The organism is Gordonia sp. VNK1, from assembly GCF_040049135.1.
GTDB classification, from domain to species: Bacteria; Actinomycetota; Actinomycetes; order Mycobacteriales; family Mycobacteriaceae; genus Gordonia; species Gordonia oleivorans.
Map to the genome: position 1 here is coordinate 1 of NZ_JBDZDJ010000045.1, position 10702 is coordinate 10702.

Here is a 10702-nt window from a genome sequence, read left to right on the forward strand (position 1 = left end):
GCTACCGCACCGTCACCATCCAAGCCGGCGAACAGACCCTCACCGCCGCCGATCCACTACCCGACGGCCTCCGCGAAGCGATCATCGCGATCCGAGGTGGACACTAAATTGAGCCAAGTCAGGACTGCTCGCCGACGACGTCGACCGCGACCTGTGCGCCCGCACGGCCGCACGGCTGGACATCTCGGCGCCGGCCGTCCGATCCGGAGAGAAGCTGCCGCCGTTAAATCTCGAAGGCGACATGCTCATTCGACTGTGCATGCTGGAGTCGGCCATGTGGGCCGACCTGCCGCAGATTCGTGAGGACCGTGGACCCGGGGGACGGTCGCGGCCTGCCCTGCCCGGTCCGGCGCTGCTCACCTCGGCCACACAGTTGGCATTGTGCACGGGTGTCGCCTACGCGGCGTTGTTCTATCTGCCGGTGCCACGCGGATATTGGATCGCCCTCACCGTCGCCCTCGTGATGAAGCCGGATCTGGGATCGGTGTTCAGTCGTGCGGTGCTGCGCAGTGTGGGCACGGTGGCGGGTGCGGCCATCGCCGTCCTGGTCGGCCTTGTGATCGACGGCCCGGCGGCGACAGCGGTTGTGATCGGAATCGTCGCCGCCTTCCTACCGTGGGGCATGGCGCGCTCCTATCTGTGGCAGGCGATCTTCATGGTGCCCCTGATCATGTGGCTGATCAACCTGGTCGCTCCCGCGGAATCCCTTCGCACGCTCAGCGAGGCCCGGTTGTCCACCACCATCATCGGCGGCCTGATTGTCATCATCTTCGGCTACCTGATCTGGCCCTCGATGCGCCGACCGCAGATCGCCCGAGAGTTCAACCGAGCGCTGACGGCACTGGCCTCCTACGCCAAAGTTGTTGCCGACGGAGCCGCTCCCGCACAGGTCACCGCATCCCGACGCGACACCTACCGGAAGCTCGCCGATACGCGAGTCCACCTGCAGCGCAACCTTTCCGAGCCTCCACCGGCCGGCGCGGATGCCTGGTCGTGGATTCCTGTCGTCGCCGGCGCCGAGCGGGTCGCCGACCGGATCACCGCCGCATCGGCATCACGGACCCCGACCTCCGGCGACGACATCGCCGCAGTCGCGGCGACCCTGGAAACGCTGAGCCACGGCGTCACCCCGGCCTCCGGTCACCTCGGCCAGCGAACCCCGACCCCGCCGTCGCACGGCGGACAAGCCGCCGATCCCTCCGTTCGTGAGATGGCCGACGAACTCGCACACCTGGGGTCGATGCTGACCAGGGGTGGCCCGTCCCAACCCGAGGCGCGGTAGCCTCGTCCCGTTGATCGACCAGACACCTGCGACCGCGCAGCGTATCGGGCTGACCGCGTGCCGTGGCCATGCTCATCGAGACCTCGAGCGCCAACTCGATCATCGGCGAGATCTGTCGTGCCACAGCGGGACCCAGCCGTGCATGAGCTACCTCGAAGAGCACGACGATGTCGGCGTCGGGATGGTCGGCGATCACCGGCGCGAGGTCGGCCGAGTCGCGGGGCACCGCTGCCACGATGGCCGATGGCCGTGAATTGAGGGCGTGCACCGCACCCTCGGGGCGTGCTGCGGGTTGCTCGTTCCTGCGGCGACGGCAGCTGCCATCGTCGATCCGCGGGGCTCGAGTGCAAACACGGCCCCGGCCGAACCGGCCAACACCACGGCGGTGATCAGGCTCGACTCCCTCGCGGATGCGGGGTGTGGGGGGCGCGGCAGCAGCCCGAGGGCCGCTAGTCGTCAGACGATCGAGTCGTCGAGATCGGCGGTCGCGTCGACGACGATCGGGGTGAAATCGGGTGTCGGGTTCACCGCCGGGTCAGAACACCATCACCCGGACGTTCTCCGCGACGCACGCCGGCTTGTCGGCGCCCTCGATCTCCACCGTATTGCGCACCACCATCGTCACACCCTTGGCACCCTCCTCGATCGAGGTGATCACCGCATTGGCCCGGACCCGCGAGCCCACCGGAACCGGATTCGGGAACCGCACCTTGTTCAACCCGTAATTGATCACAAGCTTCGGGCCCTCGACGGTGAAGATGGACCCGGCGAGCATCGGCAGCAGCGACAAGGTCAGGAAACCGTGAGCGATCGGCGCACCGAACGGACCCGACGCCGCCCGCTCGGGATCGACGTGAATCCACTGATGATCACCGGTCGCGTCGGCGAACTGATTGACCCGCTCCTGCGTGATCTCCAACCATTCGCCGGAACCGAGATCATCGCCGATCGCGGCCTTGATGTCGTCGATGGAGGTGAACACGCGCGGTGTGATGGTCGTCATAATCGCGGTAGTCTACCGTGACACCATGAGCACCCCACGGATCGCTCCCGGCGGCCTACGCGACCTCGGTCCGATCAACTGGGCGTTCAGTCGCATCGCCGCCCGCGCCATCGGCGTGCACGACGCCCACATCTTTTCCACACTTGGACGCACCCGCGGATTGTTCCGCGGCTGGCTGCACTTCTCGGCCCGGCTGATGCCGTTCGGGACGTTGCCGCGCAAGGACTCCGAGATGATCATCATCCGCGTGGCCCATCTACGCGGGTCGGAGTACGAACTCGATCACCACCGGCGACTCGGGAAGCGCGCGGGTATCAGCGACGACGAGTTCGGTCGCATTCTCGACGGCCCCGACGCCGGATGGGGCGACCGCGAACGCGCGCTGCTCCGCGCGGCCGACGAGCTGGTGACCGACTCCGACATCAGTGACATCGCCTGGTCGGCGCTGCGGCGCCACCTAGACGAACGTCAGGCGATCGCCTTCGTGCTGCTTGCCGGGCAGTACGACATGCTGGCCACCACGTTGCACACCCTGCGCGTGCAGCCCGACGTGCGGGCCTGAGGCAGCCCGATGGAATCACCGGCCACCCGGTTGATGCGCAACCCCGTCTTCTCCCGCATCTACCAGAAGGCATGGCGACCGATCTTCACTCGCGGGTTCTCCCTGGGCGGGCACGCCACCGCCGACTACGACAAGGCACTGCGCGCCTACCTGTGCCGGCCTGGTGAACGCATGGTGCTCGACATCGCTTGTGGTCCAGGTAATTACACCCGCCACATCGCGGTCGGCCTCACCGGCGACGGACAGGTTGTGGGCGTCGACTACTCCGCGCCGATGCTGGCCACCGCCGTCGCCACCAACAGCGCCGGGAGAGCATCCTACCTGCGGGTCGATGCACATGCGATCCCGTTCTCCGACAACAGTTTCGACGAGGTGATCTGCCTCGCCGCGCTGTATCTGATCCCCGATCCGCTGCCGGTCCTCGACGAGATGATGCGCGTGGCGCTTCCCGGCGGTCTCCTCGTCGTGTTCACCTCGGTCGCCGGCCCGATCTCTACCCTGCCCGGGGTGCGTACGCTCGCCGGCATCGGCGGATACCGCGTGTTCGACCGCGACGAGATCACCGGACGGTTGCGCGACCTCGGCGCCGAACACATCGAGCAAACCCTCATCGACGAGGGACAGTATGTGTTGTGCCGCAAGCCGAGCGGTGCCTGATACGTCCGTCTCGAGAAGGTTCCTCTTCCGTCCCGCCGATTCGCGCGGTACTGTCGATGGATCTCAATCCGGGGGGGATTGTGCACAACACAACGGGCCGACTGGCCTTCCTCAATGGTCTGCGCGCGCTGGCCGCACTGTTCGTCCTGGTGCACCATGCGTTCATGACGTCGTCGGTGCTGCCGCGTGGCTCCACCCTGACGGGATGGGAACGCTATGCCTTCTGGTGGGCGCAGTGGGGGCACTTCGGTGTCACGGTCTTCATCGTGCTCGCCGGATATTCCTTGGCGCTGAGCACAACTCGTGACGGTCGGCTGTCCGACGGCATGTTCGGCTACCTGCGCCGCCGGGCGCAGCGCATCGCGCCACCGTATTGGATCGCTCTGACCCTGACCATCGTGCTGACCGTGCTCTGGCTGCATGAGACCACCGGCACTCACTGGGATCTGTCGCTGCAATCCGGCCCCAAGGGGTGGATCGTCGACTATTTCCTGTTGCAGGAAGTGATCCCGGTTCACGATGCGTCGTACACCTTCTGGTCGGTGTCGGTGGAATTCCACATCTACCTGCTGCTACCTCTCATGCTGGTGATCCTGCGCTGGCGCGGATTGGCCGCCGCCGCCGTTTTCGGAGTCGGTGTGGGGGCGATCGGCATGATCACCGCAGCGTTCATCGACGACCGCGCCGGACGCTTTTGGCCCGCCTACTACCTGATGTTCGCTGCAGCCGCCGCGGTATGTCTGCTGGTGCGGGACCACCCACAGGTGGCCCGTCGGGTGCCGTGGCGGGTGGTGAGCGGGGCCGGTGCCGCGGCGTTGATCGCAGTCTGCGCGTTCGCCGATCCGCACTGGGTCGAGTCGAACTACCTGTGGTTGGACCTCTGTGCGGGCATCGCGACGATCGGTCTCATCGTGGCCATGCATCTGGGGACCGCGTCGAGGACCGCACAGGCGATGTCCTGGCGCCCGCTCGCCGGCATCGCGGCATTCGCCTACAGCATCTACCTCATTCACGCCCCGTTGCTGCAGATAGGGTGGCTGACGATGGTGCGGCCCCTGCACGCGGCACCGTTGGTCCAGTTGCTGATCTTGTGGGTTGTCCTCTGCCCGGTCATCGTGGCCATCTCCTACGGGTTCTACCGCGTCGCCGAGAAGCCCTTCGTACCCTCGTCGAAGCGATCCACATCGATATCGGCACCGGCCACCACCGACGCGACGGTGTCGGAGGATGCTCGGCGCTCGGCCGCACGGACCAGCGGCGCCACACCTTCGGCGAACCAGAATGCCTCTTCGATGTGGGGCTGGCCGGACAGGACAAAGTGATCGATGCCGATCGCGCGGTACTGTGCGATCAGGTCGGCCACCTCGGCGTGACTGCCGACCAGAGCGGTACCGGCACCCGGCCGCACCAAGCCGTATCCGGCCCACAGTCCCGGATAGACCTCGAGGTTGTCTACGTCGGCGTTGAGTGCGAGTTGACGTCGCTGACCCTCGGAATCGCTCTGCAACAACCGTTCTCGCGCCAACGCGATCAGCGCCGGGTCCATCCGGCCGACCAGCTTGCGGGCCTCGGCCCACGCCTCCTCCCGGGTGTCACGGGTGATCACGTGCGCCCGGATACCGAAGGACAGTTCCCGGCCGTACCGGGCGGCCCGCGCGCGCACGTCGTCAACGAGTGCGGCGACCTTCTCCGGCGGTTCGGTCCAGGTGAGGTAGGTGTCGACGGTCGCCGCGGCGGCTTCACGGGCGGGCTCGCTCGCACCGCCGAAGAAGACCTGAGGCGCCACGGCCGGCGGATGCCCGACCACCGCGCCGGTCACATCGTAGTGATCCCCGGTGAAGTCGAAGGGCGTTCCGGTCCAGGCCTGTCGCACGATGGTGACGAACTCACGCGCCCGGGCGTAGCGTTGCTCCTTGGTCAGCCGATCCCCGAAACGCTGCTGCTCCTCCCGATCGCCGCCGGCGACGATATTCAGTGCCAACCGGCCGCCGGAGAACTCGGCGAACGTCGCGGCCTGCTGTGCGGCGAGGGTCGGGGTGATCAGCCCGGGCCGGAACGCGACGAGGAACTTCAGCCGGCTGGTCTCCCGGATCAGCGCGGCCGTCGTCAACCAGGCGTCGTGGCACCAGGTTCCGGTGGGCGTCAGGACCGACTCGAACCCGAGTCGCTCCGCGGTCCTGGCGACGAGGGCGAGGTAGTCCAGATCCGGGGGCCGCACCGCCGACGCGGTCCCCAGGATTCCGGCCGACTGGAGCCCGCCGATCACCTCCCGACCGTCTCCCGAGGTCGGCAGGAACCAGTGAAAGTGCTTGTCGCTCATCGATTCTCCGATCGGATGGCGGCGCCGCCGACCAGCGCACCGACGCCGAGGTATGCCAGCACCCGCTCCCGCAGGGTGACGAGCTCGGCCGCATCGCGCTCCCGCGGACGGGGCAGGTCGACCGTGACGTCGTGCGCGATCGCCCCGTCCTCGAGGACCAGGATGCGGTCGGCGAGCACGACGGCCTCCTCGACGTCGTGGGTGACCAGTAGGGCGGCGAAGCGGTGCCGTTCCCACAACCGGGTGAGCAGGCCGTGGGCCTCCAGCCGGGTCAACGCGTCGAGCGCACCGAACGGCTCGTCGAGCAGCAGCAGATCCGGATTGCGTACGAGTGCCCGGGCCAGTGAGACACGCTGCGCCTCACCGCCGGACAGCGTCAGTGGCCAGGCTCCCGCCCGATGCGAGAGTCCCACTTCGGCCAGCGCGTCGGCGGCGCGGGCATCGGCGTCGGCGACCTTGAGGTTGAGCGAGACGTTCTTGTCCACCCGCCGCCACGGCAACAGTCGCGGTTCCTGGAAGGCGACCGCCCGGGACCCGTCGACGGTCAACTCACCCTCGTGATCGGGATCGAGGCCGGCGATGATCCGCAGCAGCGTCGACTTCCCGGAGCCGGAACGTCCGACCAGAGCCACGATCTCACCGGAGTGCAAGGTCAGGTCGATGCCCTCGAGCACGTGGACGTCACCGAACGAGCGGGACAGCCCCTCCGCGCGCACCACCACCCGCGCGCTCATCGGGCCACTCGCCAGCGCAGCAGGTAGCTCTCCAGGCCACGGACGATGGAGTCACTGATCAGGCCGAGGAGCGCGTAGATGACCAGGCCGAGGACGATGATGTCGTTGCGGAAGTAGGTGCGCGCGTTCATCACCAGGTATCCCAGGCCGGCGTCGGCGTTGATCTGTTCGGCGACGATCAGCGACAGCCACGCGACCCCGAGCGACAGCCGGAAGCCGGTGAGCGCGCCGGCCATCGATCCGGGCAGGATCACGGTGCGTGCCAACCCGATTCGGCCGAGACCGACGGATCGTCCGGCCTCGATGAGTTTCGGGTCGACGCCCTTGATCGCCGACACCAGGTTCAGGTACAGGGGAAACAGCACGCCGAGGGCGACCATGTAGATCTTCGGTTCCTCACCGATCCCGAACCACACCACGAACAGCGGGATCAGACCGAGGAAGGGGACGGTCCGCAGCATCTGCAGCGGTGGGTCGATGGCGAGATCGGCCACCCGGAAGAAGCCGACGAGCAGGGCCAGCGAGACGGCCACCACCACACCGAGGACCAGTCCCAGGCCCACCCGCTGCAGCGAGATCGCCAGTGCTTCTTGCAGACTCCCGTCGGACCAGAGTTCCTGGGCGGCCGCCCACACCTGGGTCGGTGGGGACAACTTCTCCTCGGGGATGACGCCCCGGACGGAGAGGACCTGCCACAGCCCGAGGATCACCAGCGGCGAGATCAGCCGCAGCCAGGAGCCGGCCCGCAGGCGCGGCAGACGCGACCACGGCGAGCCGCGGTGCGCCTCGGCCGTCACATCGCCCGACCCCTCGACCGCCGTTCCCGACGCCCGCCGATCGAGCACGACCTGGGTCATCGGGACGCCCCCGCGCCGGTCACCGCGGCATTGAACTGCGGATCGAAGTAGGCACCGGCGTCGGAGGCCTTCGGGATCTCGCCGGCCTTGGCGAACAGGTCGATCAGCCTCTGCTGCTTGGCGATCTGCTCGTCCCCGATCGCGACGAGGGTTCCCGACGAGGTCGCGAAGGTTGCCCGGGCGACGGGTTCGGGAAGCTTGGTGAGCTTGCTGTAGGTGGGAATCCAGGCATCCTCGTGGGTGACCGACCACTGGTTGGCGCGGGTGATCCGGCCGATGAGGTCCTTGATCGCGGCATTCTTGCCGGAGTCGGCGAGCGCGGATTCCGGTGCCAGGTAGTAGCCCTGCTGGGTGGTCAGTTCGGCACCGTCGGCGATCACCTTGCCGTGGGCCTGCGTCTGGCCGACGGTCGCGAACGGATTCCACACCGCCCACGCATCCACCTGGTCGGCGGTGAACGCCGAAAGCCCCTCGTTCGGTGACAGATACGTCGCCTCGATGTCATCCGGACCCAACCCCGCCTGGGCGAGCAGGGCCAGCACCAGACCATGGGAACTCGACCCCTTGGCGAACGCCACCTTCTTACCCTTGAGCGCGGCGATGGAGGTCACCGACGAACCGGCGGGCACCAGCAGGAAGTCATTGGGTGCGGTGCGGGATTGCACCGCAACGATTTTCAGTGGCGCACCACCGGCCTGGGCGAACACCGGCGGAACGTCGCCGGTGCCACCGAAGTCGACCTTGCCGGCCGCGGCGGCTTCCAGCAGCGGTGGCCCGGATTCGAATGCCGCCCAGTCGATGTCGTAGGGCAGATCGTCGAGTTCGCCCGACGCCTCGAGCAGTGACCGGGTCTGCTGCACCTGATCGCCGACGACGAGCGTCACCCGGCCACCGGAGCCACTCGCGGCGTCGTCGGAGGAACACCCCGTCACCACCGCGGCGACGACGGCAATGACGGCCACGACGGCCCCGGCAATTCTCGATGACATCGACAGTCCCTTCACACGCGCCATGACCCGGGCACGGGGCACGGCAATCCTTCGAGAGGAAATTCTCGTGGCGCCGGCCGGTGACGGACAATTCGGCACATCCGGCCGGCGCGGACCCGGGCCGTCATCACCGCAGGTGACCGGGGAGATCCAGAGTTCTGTTCAGCGCGAGTCGATCTCGGGGACGATCTCAGATTCCCCGGTAGTCGCGCACACTCATCCGGGCGCCGCGTCGCTGCGGCGCGCTGCCGTACATCTCGATCATCCGGATGAGGCGATAGCGGTGTCCGGCATAGGGTTCGAGGAGTTCGAGCATCCCCGCGTCGTCGACGCGTTCACCGATGAGGGTCTGCCCCACCAGCGACGGAATGTGATAGTCGCCGACCGGCACCGCGTCGGCGTCGCCGACCGCCCGGGCGCGGGTCTCGGCGACGGTCCACGGACCGACGCCGCGCAACACGTCGAGACGGTCGGCGTGGCGTTCGGTATCGATGGTGGCCGCGCCGCGGATGGTGCGCATGCGCACCGGTTCGGCGCCGCTGCGATGCCATTCCCAGACCGGTATGTCGATCCAGGCCGACCGTGGCGGCGGGACCCGCATATCCGCCGGCACCGGCCCGGGCGCGGGTTCACCGAATCGCCGGAGCAGATGGCGCCAGGCCCGCCACGCCTCCGTGCCGACAACCTTCTGTTCCAGGATCGCCGGGGCGAGGGCCTCCCACACCCGGCCGGTGCTGCCGATCCGCAGTCCGGTGGCGCGCGCGGCGAGACCGGCGACCACCTCGTCGTGGATCGGCATCGCCTCGGGGTGATCGTCGGCGCCGAGCGCGTCGGGCAGCGTCTCCAGCAGCCAGTCGGCGCCGGGCCCCCACGCCCGGCCCACCACGCGGTCGTGCTCGACGCGCATGGTCACGGTGCCCGGGCCGTCGGGAGTCCACACCGCACGCCAGACCGAACCGTCGCGTCCGTACCGGAACGCCGGATCGCCGCTGCCGCGTCGGTGCAGACCCACGGTCGCCCGCAGATCGAGTGGACCGGGCGGGGTCCACTGACGCGCGCGGGGCGAGGCTGACATCACCGTCCGACAATACGGCCTTCTCCCCCGATACCGCGCCGCGCGATCAGGCACACAGCCGCGCGATCAGGTCCAAAGCCTCGTGCCCCGCCGCCCCGATCGGCGCACACTGGAGGTATGAGGTACTCGAAAGGCATCGCCGTCGGTACCGACGGCTCGACGACCGCACTGGAAGCAGTGCGCTGGGCGGCACACACCGCAGCAATCCATCAGACCCATCTCGACCTCATCTACGCGATCGATGCCGTCTCTCCCCCGTTGATCGAATATGCCGTCCCGGAGGTGTACTTCGACGGTGCCCGCCAGGTCGCGCAGACGGTCCTGCAGGACTCGAAAGCCGTTGCGCTGGAAGCCGAGCCCGACCTGGAGGTGCACACCCACATCATCCGGGATTCGGCGCGCGGCGCACTCCTCGGACGCTCGCGGCACACCTCGCTGCTCGTCGTGGGCAACTCGGGCAGCGGGCGGGTCAGTTCCGCCCTGGTGGGTTCGGTGACCGGTGCACTGGCGACGCACGCCTCGTGCCCGCTGGCGGTGATCCGTGGCCCGGAATGGGATCGGCCACCGTCGGGCGTCGTCACGGTCGGCGTCGACGGTTCGGCGTCCGCACAGGTCGCCCTGGACTGGGCGGCACACGAGGCCGCCGAACGAGCCGCTCAACTCGACGTGGTGGCCGCGTGGGATTCGAGCGGATTCGACGGCCCGGACAACGCATTCGCCGATGCGTACGCGCAGATCGAGAACCACCTCGCCGACGACGTCGACCGGCTTGCGCGACGACTGCCACGGGTGCGGGTGACCACGCAGGTCGTCGACGACGATCCCGTCTCCGCATTGGCCAAGGCGGCGCAGTCCTCGGATCTGCTCGTCGTGGGCAGCCGCGGACGCGGCGGCTTCACCGGTCTGTTGCTCGGATCGACCAGCCAGGGCCTGCTCTACGCGACGCATCGCCCGCTCGTGATCGTCCGCTGACACACACGCATCACCATCGATAAGCACTCATGAAAGGTACGGTGTTGATTTCGTGACGTATCGCGCGCCAAAGTGTGACCAATTGCGCGAACGTCCAGGACTGATTTCATGTCGATGACATTCACGGACCTGACTTGGCTCAATTTTCGCCATTTCGGCGATCGCGGGGCTGTGACCTGGGGTGATGGATGCCGGGGTGGACACTAACGGTGGGGGTTTTAGGCTGCTGGGGTGGCGTTTGTGCGGACGGT

Annotated in this window: 10 protein-coding genes and 1 pseudogene; 5 read left to right on the forward strand and 6 right to left on the reverse strand. The window is 67.8% G+C overall.

Annotation, left to right across the window (positions count from 1 at the left end):
• The first annotated feature begins 241 nt into the window (after positions 1–241).
• Positions 242–1282: an FUSC family protein gene (locus tag ABLE94_RS25945; RefSeq protein ID WP_348810286.1), complete on the forward strand. Its 1041-nt coding sequence runs from the start codon at positions 242–244 to the stop codon at positions 1280–1282.
• Between the two features lie 535 nt (positions 1283–1817).
• On the opposite strand, the gene ABLE94_RS25950 is transcribed toward ABLE94_RS25945, so the two are convergent.
• Positions 1818–2285, reverse strand: coding sequence for a MaoC family dehydratase (locus ABLE94_RS25950; protein WP_348810287.1), 468 nt, complete (start codon positions 2283–2285; stop codon positions 1818–1820).
• A 25-nt stretch (positions 2286–2310) separates the two neighbouring features.
• Between ABLE94_RS25950 and ABLE94_RS25955 the strand changes: the two genes are divergently transcribed.
• From ABLE94_RS25955 to ABLE94_RS25965, 3 genes and pseudogenes are all read left to right on the forward strand, one after another.
• Positions 2311–2847: a carboxymuconolactone decarboxylase family protein gene (locus ABLE94_RS25955; protein WP_348810289.1), complete on the forward strand. Its 537-nt coding sequence runs from the start codon at positions 2311–2313 to the stop codon at positions 2845–2847.
• A 9-nt stretch (positions 2848–2856) separates the two neighbouring features.
• Positions 2857–3504, forward strand: a complete 648-nt coding sequence (locus ABLE94_RS25960; RefSeq protein WP_348810290.1) for a class I SAM-dependent methyltransferase — start codon at positions 2857–2859, stop codon at positions 3502–3504.
• Between the two features lie 164 nt (positions 3505–3668).
• A pseudogene (locus ABLE94_RS25965) lies at positions 3669–4586 on the forward strand (acyltransferase family protein); the annotation flags it as partial.
• Positions 4587–4639: 53 nt separating this feature from the next.
• Here the strand turns inward: ABLE94_RS25965 and ABLE94_RS25970 are convergent.
• The 5 genes from ABLE94_RS25970 to ABLE94_RS25990 all read right to left on the reverse strand — a co-directional run bounded on the left by ABLE94_RS25970 (position 4640) and on the right by ABLE94_RS25990 (position 9479).
• Entirely contained in the window at positions 4640–5824 is a 1185-nt protein-coding gene (locus ABLE94_RS25970; RefSeq protein WP_425476290.1) for an LLM class flavin-dependent oxidoreductase, read from the reverse strand.
• A complete protein-coding gene (locus ABLE94_RS25975; RefSeq protein ID WP_348805145.1) occupies positions 5821–6558 on the reverse strand; it encodes an ABC transporter ATP-binding protein in 738 nt (245 codons plus the stop codon). The genes ABLE94_RS25970 and ABLE94_RS25975 overlap by 4 nt, the downstream gene beginning before the upstream one ends.
• Positions 6555–7415: an ABC transporter permease gene (locus tag ABLE94_RS25980; RefSeq protein ID WP_348810292.1), complete on the reverse strand. Its 861-nt coding sequence runs from the start codon at positions 7413–7415 to the stop codon at positions 6555–6557. Before ABLE94_RS25980 ends, ABLE94_RS25975 begins: the two co-directional genes overlap by 4 nt.
• Entirely contained in the window at positions 7412–8404 is a 993-nt protein-coding gene (locus ABLE94_RS25985; protein ID WP_348810293.1) for an ABC transporter substrate-binding protein, read from the reverse strand. Before ABLE94_RS25985 ends, ABLE94_RS25980 begins: the two co-directional genes overlap by 4 nt.
• Positions 8405–8594: 190 nt before the next feature.
• Positions 8595–9479: a DNA-3-methyladenine glycosylase family protein gene (locus ABLE94_RS25990; protein WP_348810295.1), complete on the reverse strand. Its 885-nt coding sequence runs from the start codon at positions 9477–9479 to the stop codon at positions 8595–8597.
• A gap of 117 nt (positions 9480–9596) precedes the next feature.
• Here ABLE94_RS25990 and ABLE94_RS25995 point away from each other — a divergent pair, with 117 nt between their 5' ends.
• Positions 9597–10451, forward strand: a complete 855-nt coding sequence (locus ABLE94_RS25995; protein WP_348805148.1) for a universal stress protein — start codon at positions 9597–9599, stop codon at positions 10449–10451.
• Positions 10452–10702: the final 251 nt, after the last annotated feature.